Genomic DNA, 25,294 nt, shown 5'->3' with positions numbered 1-25,294 from the left:
GCCCCCCTATCGCGAAAAAAACTCCCGGCTGAAACGCATCGTCGAATCCGGCTTGCCCGGTCGCGCGATCGACACCTCGAACGCCAGCGTATCCGGCAACGACACCTGCAGCGTCCCGACGTAATCGACCAGCTCGCCGCTGGCCAACTCGTGCATCTCGACCACTTGCTTGCGGCCACGCAGGTCGGTCACGGTCGCGGTGACGGTCGCCGGCACCGAAACCTCCTCGGCCGGCGCGCCCTCGCGCAGTCCGACCAGCAGCATCACGATGTCGTCGCCACGCTCGATGCCGTACTGGCGCGCGACCGTGTCGTTGAGCATCGAGGTCTGCAGCACGCTGGCGCGGATGCGGGTGTCGCCGACTTCCAGGGTCGCTTCCTGCGGCACCGCGGCCTGGCTGGCGACACGCGGGGCGGGTTGGCTGTCACAACCTGCGAGCAGGGCTGGCCCCAGCAGCAGGGCGCCGAGGATCGGGGCAACGAGGGTGCGCATGGTGGAACTCCGGGGCAATGGGTGGAAGCGGGTCGTCCGGGCTCAGTCGTCGTTCGCCGCCGACAGTTCGCGGCCGCGCTCGGTCGCGGCGGTGACCGCACGGTCGACCAGCTCGCGCAGGCCGCCGGATTCGAAGGTCTCGATCGCGGCCTGGGTGGTGCCGCCGGGCGAGGTGACCTTTTTGCGCAGCACGTCGGCGGGCTCGTCCAGTTCGGTCAGCATCTTCGCGGCGCCGAGCAGGGTCTGGCTGGCCAGCTGGCGCGCGGTGTCGGCGGGCAGGCCCTGTTTCACGCCGGCGTCCTGCATCGCCTCGGCCAGCAGGAACACGTAGGCCGGGCCGCTGCCGGACACCGCGGTGACCGCGTCCATCTGCACCTCGTCGTCGATCCACACGGTCGGGCCGACCGCGTCGAGCAGGCCTGCCGCCTGTTTGCGCTGGGTCGCGTCGGTGCGGTCGTTGGCGAACAGGCCGGTGATGCCGGCGCCGAGCAGGGCCGGGGTGTTCGGCATCGCGCGCACGACGGCGATATCGCCGCCCAGCCAGTTCGACAGCTGCGTGGACGTGATGCCGGCGGCGACCGAAATCGCGACCGGTTGGGTGTCCTGCGCGACCGCCGTCAACTCGCCGCAGACCGTGCGCATGACCTGCGGCTTGACCGCGAGCAGCCACACCGCCGCGCCTTCCACGGCCTCGCTGGCGCTGGCGAAGCAGGGCACGTCGAAGTCGGCCTTCAACGCATCGCGCAAGGCCTCGACCGGCTCGGCCACGCGCACCCGCGCCGGGTCCGCGCCGCGCGCGATCATCCCGCCGATCAGGCTGCGCGCCATGTTGCCGCCGCCGATGAAGGCGACGACGGGGGCATCGGACGGCTTGGATGGATTGCTCATGGTTGGGGGCCCTAGGTACGAATCAGCGCCCAGTGTAGAAGGGTGGCGCCTGCGTTTCCTCCCGCCTTGCGCGCGCGCCGAACAGCGCGGTGCCGATCCGCACCATCGTCGCGCCTTCGGATATCGCGATCGCCGCATCGCCGCTCATCCCCATCGACAGGGTGTCGACCTGCGGATAACGCGCGCGCATCGCGTCGAACAGCGCGCGGCTGCGGCGGAACGCCGGGCGCCCCAGTTCCGGGTCGTCGTGCGGGATCGGGATCACCATCAATCCACGCAAGCGCAGCATCGGTTCGCGTGCGATCGTCGCCGCCAGTCCCTCGACGTCCTCCGGCCGGCAGCCGTGCTTGCTGGCCTCGTCGTCGATGTTGACCTGGACCAGCACGTTCAGCGGGCCGCGCGCGGGGTCGCGGTGGCGGGCCAGCGCCGCGACCAGCTTGGTCCGGTCGACGGTCTGCACCCAGTCGAACAGCGCGGCGGCCTCGCGGGCCTTGTTGGATTGCAGATGGCCGATCAGGTGCCACTCCAGCGCCGGCGTCCCCGGTTCAGCTTGCGCCAGTTCCGCGATCTTGGCTGCCGCTTCCTGCACGTAGTTTTCGCCGAACGCGCGCTGGCCCAGCGCCGCCAGTCCGGCGACGGCGTCCGCCGGCTGGGTCTTGCTGACCGCCAGCAGGCGCGGCGACGGCCGGCCCGCGGCGCTCGCGGCGTTGTCCAGCAATCGGGAGATATGGTCCAGGGGATGTGTCTTCACGTCGTTTGATCCTGTGATGCAGGGCTGGATTGACGGCGCGGGTCCGGGGCTATACTGCCGCGAAGGGGGGCTGGCTCGCCAGTCACAAGTCATCCGTTGTGCAGGGGAGCACGCATGGATATCGCCGAACTGTTGGCGTTTTCAGTCAAGAACAAGGCATCCGACCTGCACCTGTCGGCCGGCATGCCGCCCATGATCCGGGTCGATGGCGACGTCCGCCGGATCAACATCCCGGCGCTGGACCACAAGGCGGTGCACGCGCTGGTCTACGACATCATGTCGGACAAGCAGCGGCGCGACTTCGAGGAATTCCTCGAGGTCGACTTCTCGTTCGAGATCCCCGGGCTGGCCCGCTTCCGCGTCAACGCGTTCAACCAGAACCGCGGCGCCGGCGCGGTGTTCCGCACGATTCCGTCCGACGTGCTGACGCTCGAGGACCTCGGCACGCCGCGGATCTTCAAGGAGCTCATCGATCAGCCGCAGGGTTTGATCCTGGTCACCGGCCCGACCGGTTCGGGCAAGTCGACCACGCTGGCGGCGATGATCGACCACATCAACAAGAACGAGTACGCGCACATCCTCTCGGTCGAGGATCCGATCGAGTTCGTGCACACCTCGCAGAAGTGCCTGATCAACCAGCGCGAGGTCCACCGCGATACCCATGGCTTCAACGAGGCGCTGCGTTCGGCGCTGCGCGAGGACCCCGACTACATCCTGGTCGGCGAGTTGCGCGACCTGGAAACGATCCGCCTGGCACTGACCGCCGCGGAAACCGGCCACCTGGTGTTCGGCACCCTGCACACCTCGTCGGCGGCCAAGACGGTGGACCGCATCATCGACGTGTTCCCCGCCGGCGAGAAGCCGATGGTGCGCTCGATGCTGTCGGAATCGCTGCGCGCGGTGATCTCGCAGGCGCTGCTGAAGAAGGTCGGCGGCGGCCGCACCGCGGCGTGGGAAATCATGGTCGGCACCCCGGCCATCCGCAACCTGATCCGCGAGGACAAGGTCGCGCAGATGTACTCGGCGATCCAGACCGGCCAGCAGGCCGGCATGATGACCCTGGACCAGCACCTGCAGGACCTGGTCAAGCGAGGCCTGATCCTGCGCCCGCAGGCCCGCGAGTACGCCAAGGACAAGCGCCTGTTCGACTGAACATGACATCAGCCGGCGGGCATCGGGTCCGGTGGCAAGGGGAAGACCGCAATGAGCACCACCAGCAGCACGACCGCCACCGGCCCTATCGACTTCACCTCGTTCCTGAAGCTGATGGCGCACCAGAAGGCGTCCGACCTGTTCATCACCGCGGGCATGCCGCCGTCGATGAAGGTCAACGGCAAGCTGTCGCCGATCACGCAGAACCCGCTGACGCCGCAGCAGAGCCGCGACCTCGTGCTCAACGTGATGAACCCGATGCAGCGCGAGGAGTTCGAGAAGACCCACGAGGCCAACTTCGCGATCGGCGTCTCCGGTGTCGGCCGCTTCCGCGTGTCGTGCTTCTACCAGCGCAACCAGGTCGGCATGGTGCTGCGCCGGATCGAGACCAAGATCCCGACCATCGAGGAGCTGAACCTGCCGGCGGTGATCAAGACGCTGGCGATGACCAAGCGCGGCATCATCATCTTCGTCGGCGCCACCGGCACGGGTAAGTCGACCTCACTGGCGGCGATGATCGGCTACCGCAACCAGAACTCGACCGGGCACATCATCACGATCGAGGACCCGATCGAGTTCGTGCACAAGCACGAAGGCTGCATCATCACCCAGCGCGAGGTCGGCATCGATACCGACAGCTGGGAGAACGCGCTCAAGAACACCCTGCGCCAGGCGCCCGACGTGATCATGATCGGCGAGGTGCGTACCCGCGAGGGCATGGACCACGCCATTGCCTTCGCCGAAACCGGCCACCTGGTGCTGTGCACGCTGCACGCCAACAACGCCAACCAGGCGATGGACCGCATCATCAACTTCTTCCCCGAGGATCGCCGCGGCCAGTTGCTGATGGACCTGTCGCTGAACCTCAAGGGCGTGGTCGCCCAGCAACTGGTCCCGACCCCGGACGGCAAGGCGCGCCGGGTCGCGATGGAGATCCTGCTCGGTACCCCGCTGGTGCAGGACTACATCCGCGACGGCGAGATCCACAAGCTCAAGGAAGTGATGAAGGAGTCGGTGCAGCTCGGCATGAAGACCTTCGACCAGGCCCTGTTCGAGCTGTACCAGGCCGGCGAGATCAGCTATGAGGACGCGCTTCGCTACGCCGACTCGCAGAACGAGGTGCGCCTGCGGATCAAGCTGGCCCAGGGCGGCGATGCCAAGACCCTGTCGCAGGGCATGGACGGGATCGAGGTCGCGGAGATCCGCTGACCGCGCTTGCGCCGGTTGTAGGAGCGACGCAAGTCGCGACCCATTGACCCTGCAATGAGGGTCGCCAAACGTGCTGTTACCAATCGCGCGATCGGCGACTCATGGTGAGTGCAACTTCCGTCCGACTCCGATTGTCAGTGGGTCGCGACTCACGTCGCCCCTACACTTGCCGGGTGATGGGCGCAACGTCCTCACGCGCCGGGCAGGGTGCCGGTAGGCTCAGCTTGTCCATCAGCACCTGTGCATCGAACGGCGCGTGCACCTTCATGTCGTTGTCGAAATAGCAGTACACGTCGCGACGCGCCAGTTTCGGGGCCCGTCCACCCACCCGCACCGCGTCCGCAGGTTCGCCGCCTTCGCTCCAGCGCCGTATGCGCTGCGCCCAACGGGTCAGCGCATCGTCCGAGTAGCCGCTGACGTACAGCTCGGCGTCACCGTGCAGCCGCAGGTACAGGAAATCCGCGGTGACGTCCTCCAGGTAGGGCCATGTGCCGGCGGTGTCGGCGATGACCAGCGCGACGCGATGCCGCCGCAGCAGTTCGATGAAAGCCGGTTCGCAGAAACTCGGGTGGCGGACTTCGATGGCGTGGCGCAGCGGACGGTTCCGGTCGATCGCCAGGGCGCTGCGGCCACGCATGAGTCCGATGTCGCGACGGCGCGCGAGTGCCAGCGCGGCTTCGGTATCGCGCGGCAGGGCGCCGAGGAATCCGTCGAGCAAGCCGGCGTCGAACTTGAAGTTGGGTGGCAGCTGCCACAGCAGTGGTCCGAGTTTCGGGCGGAGCCGTAGCAGGCCCGACGCGAGGAAGTTGGCCATCGGCTTGTCGATGTCGCGCAGCCGGCGCAGGTGGGTGATGTAGCGCGGCCCCTTTACCGCGAACACGAAGTCGGCCGGGGTGGCGTCGTGCCAGGCCGAGTAGCTGTCGGGTGACTGCAGCGAGTAGAAGGAGCCGTTGAGTTCGATGCTCGGGAAGCAGCGCGACGCGTGCTCAAGCTCGCGCCGCTGCACCAGTCCCGGCGGATAGAACACGCCGCGCCATGGCGCGTAACGCCAGCCGGAAATGCCGATTCGCACGGTCATGTTGCGAGCGTGGTCGCCGACCCGTGCAAATGCCGTGTAGGAGCGACGTGGGTTGCGATCCGCTGATCCGCAATGAGGTGGCGCAAGGCGCTGCAACAATCGAGCGATGGACGGTTCGTGGTGGGCGCACTCCGTGCTGCTCCGATTGTCAGGGGGTCGCGACTCACGTCGCTCCTACATTCGCGGCGTCCCAATTGAGCTGGGGCTCAGGGCACCTGCGACCAGGGCGCTCCAGCCGACACCGTGCGCTCGAACACCGGGCAACTCTCCCGGTGCGCGCCGGGCAGGTAGCCCAGGCTCATCAGGAACTCGCCGGTGATCTCGCCGCCGGTGAACCGGAACGTGCGCTTGAACAGCTTCACCCAGCCGGCCTTGTCGCGCCGGGCGTCACCGTCCATGACATGCGCGTCCAGCCACGCGGCGAACCCGCCGTGCGAAGCGCGCAGGCCGCGGATCACCCCGGCGTTGTGGATCGCCGCATCGACCTTGAGCCGGTTGCGGATGATCCCGGCATCGGTGAGCAAACGCGCGCGGTCCGCCTCGCCGTAGGCGGCCACCTTGTCGACATCGAAGCCGTCGTATGCGCGCCGGAATCCCTCGCGCTTGCGCAGCATGGTCTCCCAGCTCAGGCCGGCCTGGTTGATTTCCAGCAGCAGACGCTCGAACAGCACCGACTCGTCGCGCTGCAGGAAGCCGTACTCACCGTCGTGGTACGGCCCGTGCAGCGGATGCCCGGGGGCGGAATCGCAGTAACCCGACATGCGTTCAGTCCCTGGCCGCGTATTCCGACAACCCCAGCACGTCCAGTCCCTGTTCGAAGCGGATGTCCACCGGGATTCCGGCCGCATCGAGGCGGGCGAGGTCCGCGGCAAGCTCCGGCTTGACCACGCCCAGCGTGTCGGTCATGCGCTTGGCCTCGGCATAATCGCCGTCGCCCTGCACGGTCAACAGCTTCGCGCTGAGGTCGTTCATAGCCGCGCGCATCTTCTCGAAATCGACCCGGTAACGGCCGGTCTCCGGGTCACGGCTGAACGCGCCGGCGTCGGCGAAATAGTTGAAGCGCAACATGTTGGCCTTGCCGTGCGCGTCGGCCGCACCGAAACGCACCGAGCGCAGGATGCCCGCGAGGAAGGTCACGTAACTGTCCATCAGGCGGTCCTCGACACCGGCCTGGACATCCGGCTCGCCGGCTTCGCCGCCATCGAGTTCGCCCTGCCGGCCGAGCGCGTCGACCATGTACAGGCCAAGGATGTCGGCCTTGCCTTCCTCGAAGCTCGACGCGTACTCCTTCAGCGCCTCGTCGACCGTGCCTTCGCCGTCGAGCGTGTTCTTGATGCCGAGCCCGTGCGCGAGCTCGTGGAACATGGTGTTGCCGAAGAACGCATCGAAGGTGACGTGCTCCATCTGGTCCCCGGCGATCAGCAGCTCGGCGATCGGTACCAGGATCTGGTCGAACTTGGCCTGCATGACGTTTTCCAGCTGCAGCCGCCGGGTGCCCTTGGCCAGTTGCACCGCCTCGTCATTGGGCAGGTTGATGGCGATGGTCTTGGCGCCGACGTTGGCGTTGCCGCCGTAGTAGATCGCCTCGTAGGCGCCGAGGTCGGCATCCGAGCCCGGGGTTTCGGCCTTGTACTCGGCATCCACCGGCAGGCCCTTCTGCAGCTCGGGCAGGAACGCGGCGAAGCGGGCGAGCCGGTCGCTCCAGGCCTGGTCCTTGACCAGCACCAGCCCCTCGTAGGACGCCTTGTAGCCGAACAGCTGGTCGTCGTAGGTCTCGATCGGGCCGATCACGATGTCGACCGGGTTGGTCTTCATCTCCATCCATGCCATGTCGCTGGGACGGAAGTCGTCGTCGAGCAGGGCGTCGGCGCGCATCGTGAGGTAGTCGGCGAAGCTCTTGTCATCGCTGAACGTGGCGGCTTCGCGTAACAGCGCGGCGGCGCGCTCCAGGTCGGCCTTGTAAGCCTCGTGGTAGGGCACGGTGACCAGCTCGCCGTCTTCGCGCCGCAGCAGGGTGTAGTTGGAGGTCTTGTCCGGCAGTTCGGCGGCGGCGAACGCGGCCTTGCTCATGTCGACCGGGTAGAACGCGCCGCCGGGCGGCCGTGCCGGCACGCCTTCGATGATCGGCGTGTCGGCATTGAGCCGGTCCCACGGGCCGAAGTTGATGCGCAGCAGTTCGCGGGTGGCGTCGTCGGGCGCGCGGGCGAGCAGGGCGTCGCGCTCGCCGTCCCAGGATTGCCGCCACCACAGGTCGTCCATCACCTGCGCCGCCTGCACCAGCCGGGCGATCATCTTCCTGCCGCGTTCATCGAACCCGGACAGGTCGGCGGTCAACTGCACCGTCGCGTAGTCGCCGGCGTGGGCTTCGGCGTAGGTCGGCTCGGGGGTTTCGGTGGCGTCGGTCGGGACCGGGGCGCCGGTCGTGCCCGCGTCGGGGGCTTGCGGTTGGCAGGCGGCCAGCGCCAGGCAGGCGAGGCAGGCCGCGGCGAGGCCACGGAGGCGGAACGGGCGGGAGGGGCGCGACAGTGACATGGGTAACCTCGATCGGGCGGACAGGCCAGCCCGCATCGTATCGCTCCACGTCGCCGGGCGCGTTGCCCGGGCCACCGCGACGGGCGTGCGGGCTAGAATGCGCCCATGAGCACGTCCCCCACGCCCCTGGCCAACCAGTTGCTGATCGCGCTGCCGTCGCTGGCCGAAACCAACTTCTCGCGCAGCGTCGCACTGATCTGCCAGCACGACGCCGATGGCGCCATGGGCATCGTGGTCAACCGCCCGTCCGAATACACGCTTGGCGAGGTGCTGGGGCAGATGGGCGTGGAGGGCGGCAGCGATTCGATGCGCGCCCAGGTGGTGCTGGCCGGCGGGCCGGTGCACCCGGAACGCGGCTTCGTGCTGCACGACGGCGGCCCGCAGTGGGATTCGACCATGGCGATCACCGACTCGCTGTTCCTGACCACCTCGCGCGAGATCCTCGAAGCGATGGCGCGCGGTGAAGGCCCGTCCAACATGGTGGTCGCGCTGGGGTGCGCCGGCTGGACCTCCGGCCAACTCGAGCAGGAACTGGCCGAGAACGACTGGTTGACCGCGCCGGCCGATGCCGAGTTGCTGTTCGAACTGCCGCTGGACGAGCGCTGGCAGGCCGCCGCGGGTCGCATCGGTGTCGACTTCGCCCACCTGGCGGACTACGCGGGCCACGCATGAACGACAGCGCGTCCGGTCCCGGCCCAGTCGCGCCGACGATCCGTCGCGATGGCACCGTGCTGGGCTTCGACGTCGGCTCGCGCCGGATCGGGGTCGCGGTCGGCAGCGCCTTCGGCCACGGTGCACGCGCGCTGGCCGTGGTGGACGTGCACGGCCACGGCCCCGACTGGACCGCGCTGGACCGCCTGCGCAAGGAATGGCTGCCCGACGGCCTGGTCGTCGGCGATCCGTTGACCCTCGACGGCGGCAACCAGCCCGCCCGCGAGCGTGCCCACGCCTTTGGCCGCGAACTCCAGGCCCGCTACCGGTTGCCGGTGGTGCTGGTCGACGAGCGCTCCAGCTCGATGGAGGCCGCGCGGCGCTTCGCCAGCGAGCGTGCCCAAGGGCGCAAACGCAAGCGTGATGCCGAGACGCTCGATGCGGTCGCCGCCGCGGTGATCATCGAGCGCTGGCTGGCCGCACCAGACGATGCGGTCGACATCGGCCAGGCATCGATCCCCGTCCCGGACTGACCACCCCTTCACTCCCGTCCACCCGGCCCGCATGCCAGAGACCGCATGACCCTCCAGCCCGACAACCCCGACGCGCTGCGCCACCTGCTGACCCTCGAAGGCCTGCCGCGCGCGCAACTGCTGGCGTTGCTCGACCGTGCGCAGCACTACGCCGATGGTCGCGACAACCGGTCGGCACTGGCTGGCACCGCGATCTGCACCCTGTTTTTCGAACCATCCACGCGCACCCGGTTGAGCTTCCAGCTGGCCGCCCAGCGGCTCGGCGCCGACGTGCTGAACTTCGACGTTTCCACCTCGTCCACCCGCAAGGGCGAGACCGCGCGCGACACCCTCCGGACCATCGAGGCGATGGGCGTGCGCGGCTTCGTCATCCGGCATCACGACGACGGTGCGGTCGCGGCGTTGGCCGACGCCGCCGCGCCGGGGACCGCCCTGGTCAACGCCGGCGACGGCCGCAGCGCCCACCCGACCCAGGGCCTGCTCGACATGCTGACCCTGCGGCAGGCCAAGGGCGACGACTTCGGACGGCTGAAGGTGCTGATCGTCGGTGACGTCCGCCATTCCCGCGTCGCCCGCTCCGACCTGCATGCACTGCATGCGCTCGGGGCCGGGGAGATCCGCGTCTGCGGCCCCCGCGCGCTGCTGCCCGGCGACGCCACCCTCGATGGCTGCGTCGTCAGCCACGACCTCGACGCCGCGCTCGAAGGGGTGGATGCGGTGATGATGCTGCGCCTGCAGCGCGAGCGCATGGATGAAGGGCTGATCGATTCGATCGACGCCTACCACCGCGATTACGGCCTGACCTCGCAACGCCTGCGCTGTGCCGCGCGCGACGCCGTGGTGATGCACCCCGGCCCGATCAACCGCGGCATCGAGATCACCGACGAGGTCGCCGACGGCCCGCAGTCGCGGGTGCTGGCCCAGGTTCGCAACGGCGTGGCGGTGCGCATGGCGGTGCTGGAATACCTGCTCGCGGGACGCCAGCCGTAACGCCGATCATTCCGGATCCGGCGGTGGCGCCTCGTGGCGGATGTGCAGGAACCGCGCGAACCGCGGCACGCCATTGGCCGTCAGTCCGTTGTAGCGATAGGTGACCAGGGCGCCCACCGGCGGCGGCTCCGCGCGCTGCGCATCGGTGAATCCACTGCCCAGGCGGAACCGCAGTCCGTCGGCGCGTTCGACGATCAGCGCGCCAAGCATTCCCTCGTACTTGCCGCGGCCGGCGGTATGCCCGACCACCCGTGCCTCGTCGTCCCGGTAGGGCTTGTACTTGAGCAGGTGGTCGCTGCGGCCCACGTCATAGACCGCATCGCGATGGTGCAGCATCAGCCCCTCGCCCCCGGCGGCGACGATCCGCTCCAGCCGGGCATCCAGCTCCGCCACGTCCTCCACCCGGAACTGCCGGACCGGCTGCAGCCACTCGATGCCGGTTTCCCCGAGCATCGCGCGCATGCGCATCACCCGGGTCTCGAAGTCCGCGGTGCTGCCGGGCAGGTCGAACACCATGAAGCGGACGCGCCGCCACGCGTCGTCGTCGGGCTCGATAGCGCGGACCAGGGCACTGACCTCTTCGAACTGCCCGCGCCCGATCCAGAGTTCCCCATCCATCGGGACCGCCGGCCAGCCCGAGGTGAACCAGGCGGGGGCGTCGACCCGGTGTCCGCCGCGCGTCCACAACGCGTGCCCATCCCAGCGGCCGCGCACCCCGTCGAGCTTCTCGCTGACCCAGTACCCGGAGACATCGACGCCGGCTTCATAGCTCGTGGCCAGCATGAGCGGTGGCGGCCCGGCCTCCCGCGCCGGCAATGGCGAGGAGCAGGACAGCAACAACAGGCACGGCAACCACAGGCGGGCGATACGTGGGCACATGGACTCTTCCTTGAGTTGGATGGTTCTGGTCAGGTCTTATCGGGGATCAACGACTCATATCGACTGTTGCGCCGCCCTCATCGTCCAGGACGCGAAACACGACTTTGGCCGTGGGGTCATTGCTCATGAAACCTAACACCCGAGTTAAGCCAGTATTGCTGGCGTAGCGGCGGGACGTCGGCTTGAATGCATTGCCCGGTCCTCATGGCTGTATCCAACACTGTCGATTCCGTTCGGCCTGATACGTCGGATAACAGGATGGTCGGACTAGCCAAGGTGGCTACCCGCCTGCCCCACACCAACAACGAGGTTCGTTCATGACTACGGATACAAAAGTTAAAGGCCCGGCTTCGTATTTCCCGTCCATCGAGAAGATCTACGGAAAGCCTGTCGCGCACTGGTTTGAGGTCCTTGATTCCGTCCCAGACAAGAAGCACATGGAGCAGGTGGCTTTCCTCAAGACCGAACACAAGATTGGCCATGGTCACGCCAATGCACTTGTCGCTTATCGCAAGGCGACATCATAACGCCGCTACTACGGGTTGCAGCAGTCGGCTTGAACGAATCCGGCCGAGGCAAGTTGCGCCATCCGCTCGCCTGCACCGAAGAAGCGATACCACGAGGCGCCAAAAATGATGCAGCCAACGTGCAGCAGGGCAGCGATGGCATTCAGCATTGCAGCAGAGATTAGTAGCGGATTTCCCATATCTTCCTTGAGTGGCCTAACCCTGAGTTAAGTCGAACCGCGTAGTGCAGGCAAAGCCATAGCAACGATTATTTGGCGAGTGAGGAGTGTCGCACTTGGTGGTTGAATTCACCCCGCACTGTACCCCGATGAAGTCCCGAGTGCGACGCAGCCACATGCATGAAGCCGCGGTGAGAACCGTGCCTGCGCGCCGAGGACCTGCACCGCCAGGAGCTGCACGGCGCGATGAACTGGCCGAGCGAGAACTCAGCCGCTTGCCCGCTATGACTTCTTCGGTGGGCGCCACCGATGCCTTGCCGCTTAGGTCGGCGTGCTGCAGAAGACCAAGAAAAGTTTTAGTCATCAGTCCTGCGACGTGATCGCTCACGTTGTGGAAGCTCTTAAACTTGCCCGTAATCGATGCGCGATCGGCAGGGCTTGGATGCTCCTTAATCAGAAAGATGTCGCCGTAAGCATCGCGCAGTGCTTCGCCTAGAACCACCCTGGACCGAGAGTGGTCGCGATAGTCGTTGTAGCGCTGTGTTGGTTTCCCGTCGGGTGTCAGGAATCCTAGCGCTTTGAGCAGCCCTATGAAGGCGCGATCATTCGTGGAGCTAAAGCCCCAATCCTTCAGCAGCTGCTGCGTGAATCTCTCAGGAGCTTGGCCATCTCGGATCTTTCCTAGAATGTCGCCGATGCGATTCGTCGGCAGGACGTAAGCATTCGTAAGTGCCATCGATCTCCCCCTGTAGGTCTAACGCCTGAATTAAGCCGAGCCGCGAAGCGGCTTCGGCTTGAATGAATTGTTAGGCTGCCGCGCCACTCAGCGGAGCCTGCGATAAACGAATGGTAGCGACGCTATAGCGACAGCCCATATTACGAGCCCGCCAATGCCGTGGAACCATCGCAGCACGAAGTCCGGCCCTGCAACGAGCAAACCAACAACCGTCCCTATCAGAAAGACACAAAAGCCGATAGCGAGTGCGGCAAAGATACGAGCCGCATGCCAGCGCAGCCCGTAGCTCTGCTTCTCTTCTTGCGGGTTGTCGGGAGAGCTCATAGGCAGCCTAACGCCTGAATTAAGCCGACCCGCGAAGCGGGTTCGGCTTGAATGAATTGTTAGGCAGATCCCCAGTGATTGTGGACAAGCCTTACTTGATTTGCCCAGAAGGTAAGGCGGTGAATAGGGTTGCGGCTACCCTTGTATAGCTCAAGCTTCTCTGCGGCGGAAAAGAACCCCTCTCCAGGATTGTTGTCATTGCCGTAGTGGACAACCAAAGCCGTAAGCATTGGGCGGCCATGCTCATTCTCATAGAACACGATGTCACCCAGTCTTCTGGCGATCTCATCGCGATCTTGGTCGTTCGACATGTCTAGCCCGATCAGCGGAGCTACCTCGCTGTAGGCGGCAAGCTTGTTTGCCTTGGCCAGTCGAACAAGCTCTTCGTACAAAGTTGCGTCGATGTTCATATCTGCCTAACGCCTGAATTAAGCCGCGCCGCGAAGCGGCGTCGGCTTGAATGAATTGTTAGCTGCTGCGCCAAAGTACTGCGTGATTTCCCGCGTTGTCACGGAAGCCGAGATACACGTGCTCGAAGGTTCCACTGATGTCTGGGTTCCCGCGAGCAGCCCATTCCTGATTGATCGCTGAGACGGTGTCCTCACCGTCAGTCCATGGCGACTCCAGGCCAACAACAAGTATTCCTGGGCCGTACTGCTGGACAAAGGGCTTGTAAGAGGCCTTTCCAGCCTTCTGAAGAACGATATTGCAGAAACGATCAGCTAGCTGCGCGTCCATGTCTACATAGAGGCCTTGCCTCATTGGTCTATGTGGCTCACCGGCGGCATGCCCGACAATATCCCGTGCCCACTCATCAGAGAAGAAGGCGTCCGTTAGCTCTAACCAAGTGGTTCTTGCACCGTCGGAAAGCACTGCGTCGGGTGGGTCCGGGCGAGACAAAACCTCCAACGCTGTGCCGAATGCGCGATTGTGCTCTGCCAGAGCTGCGGAAAGAACAGCGTCTTCATGTGCTTTTTGAACGGCCGCGCGATTTGACATAAGCAGCTAACGCCTGAGTTAAGCCGACTTGCGTAGCGGAGCCAACAACGTGGCAAGCTTTTTCTGCCGCGTTGTTGGTGGAGCGAAGCAAGTTCGGCTTGAACGAATTGTTAGGCCTCGGAAATTGCCAAAGTAAGTGCGACAACCGGCGCCCACGAATCGGAAGAGGTGAGCTGGCAGACTGGACGGGTCTCTGATCTGGCGAGAAAGGAGCCCCAGCCGTGACGTACTACCAGCTCACCGAACCCGAACGATACCTGATCTCCAAGCTGCGCAAGGCCGGCCATCGGGTAGCGGAGATCGCCCGGATCCTGGAGCGCCACCCCAGCACGATCTATCGCGAATACCAGCGCAACAGCACCCAGATACGCGACCGCGTGACCTACTGCCCGAGCAAAGCCCAGGAACGGCGCAATGGCCGGCTGCGACGAAGCCGGCGCGGCCCGCGACACGAAGCTTGGCAGTACGCCCGGGTCGAGTCGCTGTTGCAGCAACAGTGGAGTCCTGAGCAGATCGCCAACACGCTCAGGAAGCAGGAGGAGTTCCAGATCAGCTTCCAGAGCATCTACCGCCACGTGCGACGGGACTGGCGTGCCGGTGGGCAGTTGTATCTGGAGTTGCGCCGGCGCTACAGGCGCCGCAAGCGCCACTACGGGCTGGAACGCCGTGGCCGTTTGCAGGGCAAGCGCATGATCGACGAACGGCCCGCCGAAATTGAAAGCCGGCAAATCGCCGGTCACTGGGAAATCGACACCGTGATGGGCGCTTCTTGGGAGAAGCCCTGCATCATGACCCTGGTGGAGCGGGCCAGCGGCTACGTGCTGATCGGGAAGCTGCCCAACCGCACGACCAAGGCATTGAACCGGCGCACGATCGGCCTGATTCGAAGCGCCGGTGCCCCGTTCCTGACGATCACCTCAGACAACGGCACCGAATTCCACGGCTATCCGCAGATCGAGACGGCCACCGGTACCACCGTCTACTTCGCTCGCCCGCACCATCCTTGGGAACGCGGCGACGTCCCCCCGGCTACTGCGACTGGAGAACCACAACCCAAAGTCCGAGTGTAGCGAGGAAGTTGATCGTGAACACCAAGCCGCGCAGCCGAATGTTTGTGGTGAAGATTTGAACGCAGCTATGGGCCCAGCGTCCGACGACAAAGACCCATGCAAGAGCAACCGCGGCAGTGCTCTCCAGTTGGCTTTGCACTAGCAGAACACATGCTGCGTAGAAGAAGACGGGCCACTCGAACTGGTTGGATAGGTTTGCACTGATACGCGGCTCAATAGCTGCCCAGGGATTGGAGCCATCAGCGCGTTGGCCGATGCCCCAGACTTTGGGAGCGCGCGCAACGGTAAGCAGAGCGTAGAGAAGTGCAGCAAGCGCTACGTGCGCTGCCATTGGAAGCACAAGTGGGTGTGCCATGTATTCCCCGGTTGCGAGACGACTGGCTATTGCAGCCTAACGCCTGAGTTAAGCCGACCCGCGTAGCGGAGCCAACAACATGGCAAGCTTTTACTGCCATGTTGTTGGTGGAGCGAAGCGGGTTCGGCTTGAACGAATTGTTAGGCCTCATAGCCTGCTGCAGACGGACGCCGCTTTGCAAGCAACCGCCCTGCAGGTACACCGACAGCAAATGCCGCTGCCGTGACTAGCCACTCAATGAAGGTGGCGATGTAAGTGCCGAGCAACGGTAGCGCTTGCGAGTAAACGTGCACTACCGCCAGAGCCAGGGCGGCTAGGGCAACGGCCAAAGCAACGGCTAATGCGGCGTGCGCGAATGGGCGATGCGCCTGACTGTATGAAAGCAAAGCAAGGATAGCGGCGTACCCCAAAAACTTGACTGTGTAGCTGCCTAGAAACAGGGCAACACCGGTTGAGCCGTCTTGAGGTGACAGCGAACTCTCAATGAGACCGACAGTAGTCCCGGCGAACAGAAGTGCTAGGGCGAACCTAAAGATGGTCTTCCAGTTCACTGCGAACCTTCCGTTGAGGCCTAACACCTGAGTTAAGCCGACTTGCGTAGTGGAGCCAAAGCCATGGCAAGCTTTCTCTGCCATGGCTTTGGTGTAACGAAGCAAGTTCGGCTTGAACGAATTGTTAGGGCCCGCCTACGGACCCTGTAGCAACAAGTATCTCGTGATACCGCCGATTATCTATGCCAGCAGATTGCTCCGCTGCTAGAAGATGTCCGCTGGTCGAGGGCACGAGGACGGCAGGCCGGCTCGTACTGTTTTGGAATTGCACCGCTACAGGCAGGCCAAGAGTAGATGGATAGCTCGGCATTGCATTGGCGATTGTTGCTGAAACAGCCGGCTCATCGCTCCCGTCTTTGTCGTAGAGCTCAATGTACCGATAGAAATCTGGCTCTTGCACCTCTACCCAGACACCCCAGCCGTAGTACTCAGGCTGCTGGGTAAACGCGAGCTTGAGTAGGCAGCGGATGAAGAAGCGATCACCAAACTGGCACAGGTCGCTATCGAATTTTGCTTGGTTGGAGCGCTCATGCTCTGGAATAGCCCAGACTACGTCCGGAAGCTTCCAGCCATGATCGGTTGGCAGACCATCATGCGTTTCGCCACAGGTTGAGCAAACGAAAGACTTCATGCGGGCCCTAACACCTGAGTTAAGCCGACCCGCGAAGCGGGTTCGGCTTGAACGAATTGTTAGGCGTGCGCCCCGAGGACGGCGCGCCCAACGAAGAGAATTGCAAAAGCGACTACAACAGCAATAGCCAGCGCAACAATGAGCTGCAACCGACGAGGCATTGCAGCCAGCGCGACCATAGCTGCAGAGCCCGCGTACACCGTAGCTGCAACTGATGGATCTGAACTTGCCCACGGGCGGAAGGCAACAAGGTAGACCGCAGCAACAACCGCGATCAACAGCCGCTGGGCGGGCCTAAGACTCCAGGGACGTTTTGAGATTGCGACCATTATTTGCCGAGCACGCCTAACGCCTGAGTTAAGCCGACTTGCGTAGTGGAACCAAAGCCATGGCAAGGTCTTTCTGCCATGGCTTCGGTGTAACGAAGCAAGTTCGGCTTGAACGAATTGTTAGGCCCCGCCCACGCGGAACGGATGCCCAGGATTGTTACGAATGAACGCCTCAACGTCCGCTAGCCGCTCAGGAAGTGGCGGACAGTCATGGCTACGGTAGCTGAAGAAGCGGAAGCCAGCGTGGTGCAGGGTTTGAACCTTGAGCCATTGCTCCTTGTCGCGCGCGGCGGGCGCCTTGAAGGAGCGACCCATCCAGTGGAGCGGGCCGCCACAATTTGGGCATTTGGCTTGCTGTGGGCGCTCAGCAATCTTGAAGCTCTTGCGACAAGCAAAGCAGGCGTGCGCAACGAGATAACGGCCGTTCCCCGCAGACGCAGACGTAGCTGGCGGCAGGCGATTGCCTGCCTCTCTCCGAAGTGCCATGCGTCGGAATTTCTCAGAAGAATCCATGCGGGGCCTAACGCCTGAGTTAAGCCGACTTGCGTAGCGTAGCCGACAACGTGGCAAGCTTTACCTGCCACGTTGTTGGTGTAGCGAAGCAAGTTCGGCTTGAACGAATTGTTAGACCTGCCAGCTGTTGGGCTGGAACCCTCTACTTGAATCCAATCCCTACTGGGACATGATGGCGGCAGGCTTGCTGTCTACGCGGATAGCGCCATTGGGCGACAGCGGAAAGAATAGCCTCGTTGTACCCGACGGGTTGGCCGGCGCTGCGACCGCGGGGATGCCACTCCGTTGAGACGATGGCGGGTGACAATACCTTGCCGGCGGGACTAATAACAAAGGAAACCTGGGCTTTACCAGAGAACTCGTTGTGCAGCCGGGGCGGCAGCTTTGGCGGAACCGTAGATGCGGGAGTGAGCCCGGTAGAACAAGCAACAGGTGGCTCAGCGGCAGCGCATGCACTCAGCGTAACGCCAAGAATCAGAACCCCAAAATTGCAGATTGTTCTCATGGCAGGTCTAACGCCTGAGTTAAGCCGACTTGCGTAGTGGAGCCAAAGCCATGGCAAGCTTTTTCTGCCATGGCTTTGGTGTAACGAAGCAAGTTCGGCTTGAACGAATTGTTAGGCGGCCGGCCAACTACTGACCGAACGCCTCTGAAGTATTGCCGAAAGCGTACTCGTGGAAATCGAACTCCGCCGGCTGGATTGCCAAGGTTTCCTCGTCTTCCGTAAAGCCGATGACTGGCGTGTAGGACTTCCCATCTACGTCAATCTCGCCCTGGTCTATGAGCATGGAGAAATCAAACGTGAAGTCGCCGCAAATTTTTTTGGCAAGCTCAGCCTCAACGCCGTGCCGCTTGAGCGCGTCTTTGAGCAGGCCGATCCACTGGAACTGAAATTCAGCGCCGAGTTGCTCATAGCTGTCTGGATGTTCGACTTTCAACGCACTCTCCAAGGCCGACTAACGCCTGAGTTAAGCCGACCTGCGTAGCGGAGCCGGCAACATGGCAAGCTCTTTCTGCCATGTTGTTGGTGGAGCGAAGTAGGTTCGGCTTGAACGAATTGTTAGGTGCCAACCGGCGCACCCATTTGCGGTGCGGAGACGGCGGCCAAGAACTGCGACCGGATCTCTTGTGGTGAGTATGCCTGCTTGGCCGGAACGTTGAGCAATGGCAGATCTATGGCTTGACACACTTTTAGCAGCAAGTCGTCGCGGGACTGCGCTCGCCGGCTTGAGTGTGACTTGTCGTTGAGTTCCACGGCACAGACCACGGCCAGATCGCTTGCCCGACACACAACAAAGTCAAAGTGCTTGTACGCAACGCGATTGAGCGCGCTCTGACGAGCGGAGTTGCCAAGGCCAGGTTTGACAATTGCAACATCAGCGACGCGAACCTTGCCAAAAACGCGATGCTCTGAACCAACAGCCTGATCGAGAACGCCGAGGAATGAACGCTCAGCGGCCGAAAAGAGCGTCTTTGCAGGTTGGTATGGGTAGCCGATTGAACCAGCACCGCCTTGCTTGTTTTTGATTGCTGCAAGGACGACGAAAACCACGAACGCGAGAACAATCAGCAAAATCCACGACGACATGCGACGTACTCTCCCTTGGCACCTAACGCCTGAGTTAAGCCGACTTGCGTAGTGGAGCCAAAGCCATGGCAAGCTTTTTCTGCCATGGCTTTGGTGTAACGAAGCAAGTTCGGCTTGAACGAATTGTTAGACGTCACTCTTGCGGCCTTGCAGCTGGCTGATCTTCAAGATCATTGATTAGTGACTCCATCTCGCCGATCTCACGGCGCTGGGCCTCAATGATCTCATCGGCTAGCGTCCTAACACGGGGGTCGGAGATACGGGCACGCTCACTTGTAAGGATTGCTATTGAGTGATGGGGGATCATTGCCTTCATCCATGCAATATCACCTACCGTAGATTGGCTACGAACCAACCACAATCCCAGAGCCATCAAGCCGACGCTGCCAACGACAATGGCCAAGTTGGCCGCCTTGCTCTTGTACATATGCCGCATGAAGAAGAGCATCACCAAGGCCATTGATCCCGCCATGATGAAAGTCATGAACAGACGGGTTTGGCTAAACCAGACATGGCTAAGCTGGTACGTGTTGAGGTACATGAGGCAGAACATCAACACAGATGCCGCCAGAATCATTAGCAGGAATTTTCTGTACGGGTGCATTGATCTCTCCTGTGACGTCTAACGCCTGAGTTAAGCCGAACTGCGTAGTGGAGCCAAAGGCATGGCAAGCTTTACCTGCCATGCCTTTGGTGTAACGAAGCAGTTTCGGCTTGAACGAATTGTTAGGCCCCGCCTCATTGCGACAACTCCAGCACAGCGGAAGTTGCGACAACTGCAGACAGTGCTGCAATGACGACGTTGAGCCAGAATACTTTACGGCCAAGCCGGTCGCTGCTCTTGGAGCTCTCGGCCAGTGCATTGATGTGCTGCCTAGCAATTGCAGCTTGCAATGTGCTTTGGAGCAGACCCAAGTGGGCTTTCTCGATCTCCGACAGATCCGCTTCAACGCGGTTCGGATGGCCCACCGGATGCCGATTGCTCTCGTATGCCTTGTCATTGTTGTAGCGGCGGAAGGCGTGCTCGTGTGCCTCAAGAGCAATCTGAACTTCGTCCTTGATTGGCTTTTCGATCACAACGACTCCTATTGCCGCAAGCGGGGCCTAACGCCTGAGTTAAGCCGAGTTGCGTAGTGGAGCCAAAGCCATGGCAAGCTTTTTCTGCCATGGCTTTGGTGTAACGAAGCAAGTTCGGCTTGAACGAATTGTTAGCTGCCTACGCATTGAGTGACGGCGCAAAGTAGGCGATTAAGAAGTGCTCGACGAATCGCCTAGTTGACTCCTCTGGTACCTCCACGAACCTGACCTTACAGTTTGCTTCTACATAGGCTCGCGCGGCAGGGTTGTCTGCACAGATGCCGCAACGAACTAACCCCGCCTTGAGTCGTGCGCTAGCAAGCGCTCCTGACAGATGGTAGCTAGTAAGACGTGAGCGAAGATTGCCAGTCTTTGTGCGACCGACGTACACGACCGGCGCTCCGTCAAGCGAAAAATCTGATATGGCATAAACACCTTGTACGGACGGTACAAGCTGAGCCGACTCTTTCCGCATCGGAACCGCGTCCATCGCGCAGATCGTTCGGAGAGCGCTTTTGTAATCTTCAATGAGCTTCATAAGTTTGGTTGGCAGCTAACGCCTGAGTTAAGCCGAACCGCGTAGTGGAGGTAAAGGCATGGCAGGCTTTCTATGCCATGCCTTTGCCGGAACGAAGCGGTTTCGGCTTGAACGAATTGTTAGGCCCCGCGCCCGCGAGATGCCGCTCACGCAACAGTAGGAACAGCGGAAGCGCAAGTGAAGGGCCAATGAGAAGAGCAAGCAACGGCAGCCAAACGTGACGCATAGCAAGCCTACGGCTCTCAGCAACGACAAACACAGCGACCGTCACACCCGACACAATCACATCCGACCAGGCAAACGCGGAAACGGGCGTAGCAACGGCTTGTTGCACCAGAAGCGGCAGGTTCAGTCCATGCGAGGAGAGCCAAGGAACGAACTGCGCAAGCGGCAATGCAGCGCCGGCAATGCAAAGAATGATGTAGACGACTTGCACGAATCCTCCTGCGGGGCCTAACGCCTGAGTTAAGCCGACTTGCGTAGTGGAGGCAAAGCCATGGCAAGCTTTTTCTGCCATGGCTTTGGTGTAACGAAGCAAGTTCGGCTTGAACGAATTGTTAGGTACCTGTCCGGGTGAACTCATATACATGGTCGCCCCAAATCCAGCAATCAAGACCCGGCTCATCCATGACCGAGTCCAATACTTGATACTGGGATATCAGTGTGCCGCATGATACTTGCTGCGATGCGTCGGCAAGCACTTCGTTTTCTGCAAAGACGCGCCAGCCGCTATCGCCGTCGCCAGCTTGAGGAACACGAACAAGTCTATGAGGCCAAGCGGCGTCCTGAAGTACGGACGCGCTGACGAGACAGGTATTGCTATAAGGAAGAACGTACTCGTCGGGTAGAATGACAGAAATGATGTGTTCAGGACCGATTGTGAGCGTTGCACCGTTCAACGACGGGAAGAGAGCAAGGTCGTTGTCAATCCTTACCTTGTAATTCCCGTCCTGTACTTCTGTGACTAGCACCCATGGTCTTTCTCCAGAGATACGACCACCGCCGGTCGCCTCAAGAGCGATCTTCGCAGAGTCGCCTACCTTTAGTGAGCGGCGCTGCTCAGACCTGGGGATGGAGAAGTTCCTCGGGTCTTCGTTCCGGCGCTTCTCGGCGTTGTCGATCAGGTAGCCTTGGCCGGGTAGACCACCAAGGTCTTTGATGCTTTTAAGAGTTTTTTGGAACCAGTTCATCGGTATTTTCCTGAGGCACCTAACGCCTGAGTTAAGCCGACTTGCGTAGCGGAGCCAACAACATGGCAAGCTCTTTCTGCCATGTTGTTGGTGGAGCGAAGCAAGTTCGGCTTGAACGAATTGTTAGCCGTACAGCCCAAGGCGTAGTGCGCCAGTGAGCACCACGGCGGCCAGTAAGCGAACTGCTAGCGAAACCGCACATGCCGTGCAGAAAGCTGGCCAACGGCGCTCTGCAACGATGTCTACGAAGGCCGTCAGAAGATAGAAGGCGACGGATAGCCAAGCCGCCAGTACAGCGAGCCAAGGAACGAAGAACGCCGACACGCCGCACGCAACTAGAGACCAACAAGCGAGATACACGAGGTACTTGTGAACGTCGCCGGCCAGAGGGTTTCTGCCCTTGTAAAAGCAGAACTCTTGGAGCTCCTCATTGGCAGCGAGCCCGAACAGTACGTACCCGGCAACTCCATGCAGGACGGCGATGGCTCTAAAGATGAGGTCGATACTATCCATGTACGGCTAACGCCTGAGTTAAGCCGACTTGCGTAGCGTAGCCGACAACATGGCAAGCTTAACCTGCCATGTTGTTGGTGTAGCGAAGCAAGTTCGGCTTGAACGAATTGTTAGGCCTCATCCCGAAATGGGTGCTCGCTCAGAACGTGCTCGTACTCTGATTGCTTCCTATTGGCCCATTGTGGGTCGAGGCGAGCCAGGAGCGCCAGGTTCTTGGCGAACAGCTGACGCCGTGAATCCTCGCCGGGTATGCGATTCTCGAGTTCGAACTGAGACGCAATGTTGGCTGTTACGCCGCCTATGAACCAGTAAAGCAACTCATCTTCGCTTTGCGCGATCCGACGCTCAAATTCAAAGCCACGTTCGGTAACAACGTAGTTGTACTTCCCGTTCACGAACTCGACGTGCGGAGAGCCGTCATCGCTGCGTTGAGTTTGGATCCAGTTCCGGCGCGGATTCTTGGGTTCATAGGGTGCCAGTAGCTCACACAGGTGAGCGTACCGTTCTTGCAAGTGAAGAAAATCCTGGCTCATGAGGCCTAACACTTGAGTTAAGCCGAGCCGCGAAGCGGCTTCGGCTTGAACGAATTGTTAGCCGTCACTCGCCAAGTGGCGGAAGCGGAGCGTCGGCGGGCGGAAAGTTGGTGACATAGAGTGGAAGTGCGCGGCCACCATCCAGAAGTTCCTTGACGCCTCGTCGAATAGCACCTTGCTCTTCCTCCATGGCGCCGAAACCACGCGGATAGTACGAAGAGTTCTTGATGGTGGTTTTGTCAAAAGAGTAGTCGAGAACCGTAGCCATCTTATGGAGGAGCTCAACTAGCAGGTCGACACGGCGCACATTCCACTGCGACGGGTCCATTTTGTCGTCTCCCATTAGATCTAGATACGCCTTCCAGGCGTCAATTACATCCTTCTCCTTCTTGGAGCTGGCCTTGAACTCAAGGTCGATCCGGTTGAGCGCCTCAACGTGATGCGGTGACATGGAAGATGCCCGTGTGGCCATCAGGGTCTTGAATATCCACAGTTGGCGCTCCCGAACTTCCTTCTTGTTGTCGAGGTAGCGCGTCACCTGCACGGCGATGAGCGGGCTTAGCAGCACCGCGGCAATCGTCAACCAATCGTTCAAAGTCACGACAATCCCCCTATGACGGCTAACGCCGGAATTAAGCCGACTTGCGTAGTGGAGCCAAAGCCGTGGCAAGCTTTATCTGCCACGGCTTTGGTGTAACGAAGCAAGTTCGGCTTGAATGACTTGTTAGGCCGCACTGTACCCCGATGAAGTCCCGAGTGCGACGCCGCTACATGCACGAAGCCGCGGCGAGAACCGTACCTGCGCGCCGAGAGGCTGCACCGCCAGGAACCGCACGATGCGGTGTACTGTCCGAGCGAGACCCCAACCGCGCAGGCCACCGCGAACCCTCACTACAACCAGCCGGAAGGCGAGGGCGCAGCAAACGCGATGAACCAAAAGAGCCGGTAGCGCGATCAGCTGCAAGCCGCTGCTGCCAAAACAAAAGAGCCGTTGCAGCTTGTGCGGCCTAACGCCTGAGTTAAGCCGAACCGCGTAGTGGAGCCAACAACATGGCAAGCTTAACCTGCCATGTTGTTGGTGGAACGAAGCGGTTTCGGCTTGAACGAATTGTTAGGCGGCCGCTGACAGAGGTAGGCCGTCCGATCCTTGTACTTCTGCGCTCTCTCCCGCAGGTCACTATCGCTGTCGGCGCCAGAGGAACACATATGAAAGCAACCGCCTCCGACTCCCTCGGCGCATCCGCTGCGCATGCACGAGAGGAGACATGCATCCATTGCGTTGCAACGTTGAGCAAGTTCTGCACGGAAAGTACGGTCCTCAGGATACGAAAACGACATGCCGCCGAGGTGGCAATGACTAGCCCAGGGCTTGCTTGGGCTGCTTGAAGCGGGCGCGTTTTGCTGAGCCGCAGCGACCACAACCGACAGAAGCAGTAGGAGGAAGATCAGCGCGATTCTCGACATGGCCGCCTAACGCCTGAGTTAAGCCGACTTGCGTAGCGGAGGCAACAACATGGCAAGCTCTTTCTGCCATGTTGTTGGTGTAGCGAAGCAAGTTCGGCTTGAACGAATTGTTAGGCCGCACTCTCGCGGACCTGGAAGATATTGCCTTCGGGGTCACAGGCATTGCGAACCACGAACCCGTGACCTTGCCATTGCTCTGGAAGGACCTGCCCGCCCAAAGCTTGCGCTGATTCTTGAGCGCCCGAAAGACTAGGGACGGTGCAGAAGAACTTGATAGCGGCATTATCACGCAGCTGCGGCGGGCTTGTGATTGCAACCTGCGACGCAGCTTGTGGGGGCATGGCGTGAACAATGAGCTGCAAATCTTGCGAGCGAAGCACAACCATCTGGTCAGTACGATGAGCGGCGGCCATGCCGAGAACAGACTGGTAGAAGCCAGAAAGGCGATCAGGGTCTTTGGCGTAGATGAAGATGCCGGCGCGAGCTGGTGCGGACACGATGACTCCAAGCTATGAAATTAACCTGCGGCGAAGGCTCTTGTGCGGCCTAACACCTGAATTAAGCCGAACCGCGAAGCGGTTTCGGCTTGAATGAATTGTTAGGCCCCGCGCGCATAGATGCGGGACCAACGGTGTGCCTCCAGCGAGTCTGGCTCCCGCTCCAGCCACTCCACAACTGTGGGACGCACCAAGCCCTGCCAAAGTGGATGGGGCACTAGCATATGCGAGGCCTCACTCTTGGAAGCGGCGGGAAGCAACCAAGCAACAAATTCTTTGCGCTCTTGGAATGGCTGCTGGGAAAGCCAGGACACAAAGTCGTTGAGAACTGCCAGTGCAAGTTTGCGCAGGCCGCGCTCGAGCTGGGTGCAGTACAAGGAATAGGCAGCCCATTCAGGCCTCTCTTCCGCAGCGGATGCGACCTCTCGGAGGGTTTCAAAATACGAGTCTCGCCAATGCCACATGCGGGGCCTAACGCCTGAGTTAAGCCGACCCGCGCTGGGTGGCTTCCGAAATCGAGGATAGCGTAGATGCCCCCGAAGTCGT

Annotated in this window: 31 protein-coding genes; 7 read left to right on the top strand and 24 right to left on the bottom strand. The window is 61.8% G+C overall.

Annotated features, from left to right (window positions below; translation table 11 throughout):
- Positions 1–6: 6 nt before the first annotated feature.
- Genes ACT9AS_RS12075 through ACT9AS_RS12065 form a run of 3 tightly spaced genes read right to left on the bottom strand, consistent with a single transcriptional unit; the run spans position 7 to position 2,131 of the window.
- Positions 7–492, bottom strand: coding sequence for a DUF4426 domain-containing protein (locus tag ACT9AS_RS12075; RefSeq protein ID WP_445100401.1), 486 nt, complete (start codon positions 490–492; stop codon positions 7–9).
- Between the two features lie 42 nt (positions 493–534).
- Positions 535–1,380, bottom strand: a complete 846-nt coding sequence (gene proC, locus ACT9AS_RS12070) for a pyrroline-5-carboxylate reductase (protein WP_445100400.1) — start codon at positions 1,378–1,380, stop codon at positions 535–537.
- Positions 1,381–1,402: 22 nt separating this feature from the next.
- A complete protein-coding gene (locus ACT9AS_RS12065) occupies positions 1,403–2,131 on the bottom strand; it encodes a YggS family pyridoxal phosphate-dependent enzyme (protein WP_445100399.1) in 729 nt (242 codons plus the stop codon).
- A gap of 114 nt (positions 2,132–2,245) precedes the next feature.
- Here ACT9AS_RS12065 and ACT9AS_RS12060 point away from each other — a divergent pair, with 114 nt between their 5' ends.
- Together ACT9AS_RS12060 and ACT9AS_RS12055 are read left to right on the top strand one after the other, a co-directional pair.
- Positions 2,246–3,283 carry a PilT/PilU family type 4a pilus ATPase gene (locus ACT9AS_RS12060; protein WP_445100398.1) on the top strand — a complete coding sequence of 346 codons (1,038 nt, stop codon included), beginning with the start codon at positions 2,246–2,248 and terminating at the stop codon, positions 3,281–3,283.
- A gap of 51 nt (positions 3,284–3,334) precedes the next feature.
- Positions 3,335–4,492, top strand: a complete 1,158-nt coding sequence (locus ACT9AS_RS12055) for a PilT/PilU family type 4a pilus ATPase (RefSeq protein WP_445100397.1) — start codon at positions 3,335–3,337, stop codon at positions 4,490–4,492.
- 160 nt (positions 4,493–4,652) lie between these two features.
- Here ACT9AS_RS12055 and ACT9AS_RS12050 read toward each other — a convergent pair whose 3' ends face one another.
- From ACT9AS_RS12050 to ACT9AS_RS12040, 3 genes are all read right to left on the bottom strand, one after another.
- Positions 4,653–5,570, bottom strand: coding sequence for a DUF72 domain-containing protein (locus ACT9AS_RS12050; RefSeq protein WP_445100396.1), 918 nt, complete (start codon positions 5,568–5,570; stop codon positions 4,653–4,655).
- A 206-nt stretch (positions 5,571–5,776) separates the two neighbouring features.
- Positions 5,777–6,331 carry a DNA-3-methyladenine glycosylase I gene (locus ACT9AS_RS12045; RefSeq protein ID WP_445100395.1) on the bottom strand — a complete coding sequence of 185 codons (555 nt, stop codon included), beginning with the start codon at positions 6,329–6,331 and terminating at the stop codon, positions 5,777–5,779.
- Between the two features lie 4 nt (positions 6,332–6,335).
- On the bottom strand, positions 6,336–8,102 hold the full coding sequence (locus tag ACT9AS_RS12040) for a dipeptidyl-peptidase 3 family protein (RefSeq protein ID WP_445100394.1): 1,767 nt from the start codon (positions 8,100–8,102) through the stop codon (positions 6,336–6,338).
- Positions 8,103–8,207: 105 nt separating this feature from the next.
- Here ACT9AS_RS12040 and ACT9AS_RS12035 point away from each other — a divergent pair, with 105 nt between their 5' ends.
- From ACT9AS_RS12035 to ACT9AS_RS12025, 3 genes are read left to right on the top strand one after another with little or no spacing between them, the layout of a single operon-like run.
- A complete protein-coding gene (locus ACT9AS_RS12035) occupies positions 8,208–8,774 on the top strand; it encodes a YqgE/AlgH family protein (RefSeq protein WP_445100393.1) in 567 nt (188 codons plus the stop codon).
- The gene (ruvX, locus tag ACT9AS_RS12030; protein WP_445100392.1) at positions 8,771–9,286 is read left to right on the top strand and encodes a Holliday junction resolvase RuvX; all 516 of its coding nucleotides are present in this window, start codon (positions 8,771–8,773) and stop codon (positions 9,284–9,286) included. The genes ACT9AS_RS12035 and ruvX overlap by 4 nt, the downstream gene beginning before the upstream one ends.
- 45 nt (positions 9,287–9,331) lie before the next feature.
- Positions 9,332–10,276, top strand: a complete 945-nt coding sequence (locus tag ACT9AS_RS12025) for an aspartate carbamoyltransferase catalytic subunit (RefSeq protein ID WP_445100391.1) — start codon at positions 9,332–9,334, stop codon at positions 10,274–10,276.
- 6 nt (positions 10,277–10,282) lie between these two features.
- Here the strand turns inward: ACT9AS_RS12025 and ACT9AS_RS12020 are convergent, their stop codons facing one another.
- Positions 10,283–11,155 carry a DNA ligase gene (locus ACT9AS_RS12020; protein WP_445100390.1) on the bottom strand — a complete coding sequence of 291 codons (873 nt, stop codon included), beginning with the start codon at positions 11,153–11,155 and terminating at the stop codon, positions 10,283–10,285.
- Positions 11,156–11,472: 317 nt separating this feature from the next.
- On the opposite strand from ACT9AS_RS12020, the gene ACT9AS_RS12015 reads away from it, so the two are divergent.
- Complete coding sequence (locus ACT9AS_RS12015) at positions 11,473–11,682, top strand: DUF4287 domain-containing protein (protein WP_445100389.1); 210 nt, start codon at positions 11,473–11,475, stop codon at positions 11,680–11,682.
- 8 nt (positions 11,683–11,690) lie between these two features.
- Here the strand turns inward: ACT9AS_RS12015 and ACT9AS_RS12010 are convergent, their stop codons facing one another.
- The 4 genes from ACT9AS_RS12010 to ACT9AS_RS11995 all read right to left on the bottom strand — a co-directional run bounded on the left by ACT9AS_RS12010 (position 11,691) and on the right by ACT9AS_RS11995 (position 13,899).
- A complete protein-coding gene (locus ACT9AS_RS12010) occupies positions 11,691–11,831 on the bottom strand; it encodes a hypothetical protein (protein ID WP_445100607.1) in 141 nt (46 codons plus the stop codon).
- Positions 11,832–11,877: 46 nt separating this feature from the next.
- Entirely contained in the window at positions 11,878–12,576 is a 699-nt protein-coding gene (locus tag ACT9AS_RS12005) for a DUF5343 domain-containing protein (RefSeq protein WP_445100388.1), read from the bottom strand.
- Positions 12,577–12,959: 383 nt separating this feature from the next.
- On the bottom strand, positions 12,960–13,310 hold the full coding sequence (locus ACT9AS_RS12000; protein ID WP_445100387.1) for a hypothetical protein: 351 nt from the start codon (positions 13,308–13,310) through the stop codon (positions 12,960–12,962).
- A 58-nt stretch (positions 13,311–13,368) separates the two neighbouring features.
- Positions 13,369–13,899, bottom strand: a complete 531-nt coding sequence (locus ACT9AS_RS11995; protein ID WP_445100386.1) for a hypothetical protein — start codon at positions 13,897–13,899, stop codon at positions 13,369–13,371.
- A gap of 221 nt (positions 13,900–14,120) precedes the next feature.
- On the opposite strand from ACT9AS_RS11995, the gene ACT9AS_RS11990 reads away from it, so the two are divergent.
- Positions 14,121–14,969, top strand: a complete 849-nt coding sequence (locus ACT9AS_RS11990; protein ID WP_445100385.1) for an IS30 family transposase — start codon at positions 14,121–14,123, stop codon at positions 14,967–14,969.
- Here ACT9AS_RS11990 and ACT9AS_RS11985 read toward each other — a convergent pair.
- The 13 genes from ACT9AS_RS11985 to ACT9AS_RS11925 all read right to left on the bottom strand — a co-directional run bounded on the left by ACT9AS_RS11985 (position 14,929) and on the right by ACT9AS_RS11925 (position 24,748).
- Entirely contained in the window at positions 14,929–15,300 is a 372-nt protein-coding gene (locus ACT9AS_RS11985; RefSeq protein WP_445100384.1) for an MAPEG family protein, read from the bottom strand. The genes ACT9AS_RS11990 and ACT9AS_RS11985 overlap by 41 nt on opposite strands.
- A gap of 164 nt (positions 15,301–15,464) precedes the next feature.
- Positions 15,465–15,875 carry a hypothetical protein gene (locus ACT9AS_RS11980; protein ID WP_445100383.1) on the bottom strand — a complete coding sequence of 137 codons (411 nt, stop codon included), beginning with the start codon at positions 15,873–15,875 and terminating at the stop codon, positions 15,465–15,467.
- Positions 15,876–15,999: 124 nt separating this feature from the next.
- Positions 16,000–16,506 carry a DUF2199 domain-containing protein gene (locus tag ACT9AS_RS11975; protein ID WP_445100382.1) on the bottom strand — a complete coding sequence of 169 codons (507 nt, stop codon included), beginning with the start codon at positions 16,504–16,506 and terminating at the stop codon, positions 16,000–16,002.
- A gap of 1,474 nt (positions 16,507–17,980) precedes the next feature.
- On the bottom strand, positions 17,981–18,286 hold the full coding sequence (locus ACT9AS_RS11970; RefSeq protein WP_445100381.1) for a hypothetical protein: 306 nt from the start codon (positions 18,284–18,286) through the stop codon (positions 17,981–17,983).
- A 122-nt stretch (positions 18,287–18,408) separates the two neighbouring features.
- Positions 18,409–18,936 (bottom strand): DUF2726 domain-containing protein, encoded by a 528-nt coding sequence (locus ACT9AS_RS11965; protein WP_445100380.1) that lies wholly within the window; start codon positions 18,934–18,936, stop codon positions 18,409–18,411.
- A 133-nt stretch (positions 18,937–19,069) separates the two neighbouring features.
- Positions 19,070–19,540, bottom strand: a complete 471-nt coding sequence (locus ACT9AS_RS11960) for a DUF305 domain-containing protein (RefSeq protein ID WP_445100379.1) — start codon at positions 19,538–19,540, stop codon at positions 19,070–19,072.
- 134 nt (positions 19,541–19,674) lie between these two features.
- Entirely contained in the window at positions 19,675–20,013 is a 339-nt protein-coding gene (locus ACT9AS_RS11955) for a hypothetical protein (RefSeq protein ID WP_445100378.1), read from the bottom strand.
- Positions 20,014–20,621: 608 nt separating this feature from the next.
- Positions 20,622–21,068, bottom strand: a complete 447-nt coding sequence (locus ACT9AS_RS11950) for a DUF2834 domain-containing protein (protein ID WP_445100377.1) — start codon at positions 21,066–21,068, stop codon at positions 20,622–20,624.
- A 40-nt stretch (positions 21,069–21,108) separates the two neighbouring features.
- Positions 21,109–21,741 carry a hypothetical protein gene (locus ACT9AS_RS11945; RefSeq protein WP_445100376.1) on the bottom strand — a complete coding sequence of 211 codons (633 nt, stop codon included), beginning with the start codon at positions 21,739–21,741 and terminating at the stop codon, positions 21,109–21,111.
- Between the two features lie 123 nt (positions 21,742–21,864).
- The gene (locus tag ACT9AS_RS11940) at positions 21,865–22,254 is read right to left on the bottom strand and encodes a hypothetical protein (RefSeq protein WP_445100375.1); all 390 of its coding nucleotides are present in this window, start codon (positions 22,252–22,254) and stop codon (positions 21,865–21,867) included.
- Between the two features lie 110 nt (positions 22,255–22,364).
- Positions 22,365–22,787, bottom strand: coding sequence for an Imm63 family immunity protein (locus tag ACT9AS_RS11935; RefSeq protein ID WP_445100374.1), 423 nt, complete (start codon positions 22,785–22,787; stop codon positions 22,365–22,367).
- 64 nt (positions 22,788–22,851) lie between these two features.
- Entirely contained in the window at positions 22,852–23,388 is a 537-nt protein-coding gene (locus ACT9AS_RS11930) for a DUF6680 family protein (RefSeq protein ID WP_445100373.1), read from the bottom strand.
- Positions 23,389–24,361: 973 nt separating this feature from the next.
- A complete protein-coding gene (locus ACT9AS_RS11925; protein WP_344760263.1) occupies positions 24,362–24,748 on the bottom strand; it encodes a VOC family protein in 387 nt (128 codons plus the stop codon).
- Between the last annotated feature and the right edge of the window lie 546 nt (positions 24,749–25,294).

This window comes from Lysobacter sp. F60174L2 (genome assembly GCF_052547135.1).
Note: the sequence above shows the minus strand (reverse complement) of the source record. Positions and strands in the feature narration are given on the sequence as shown.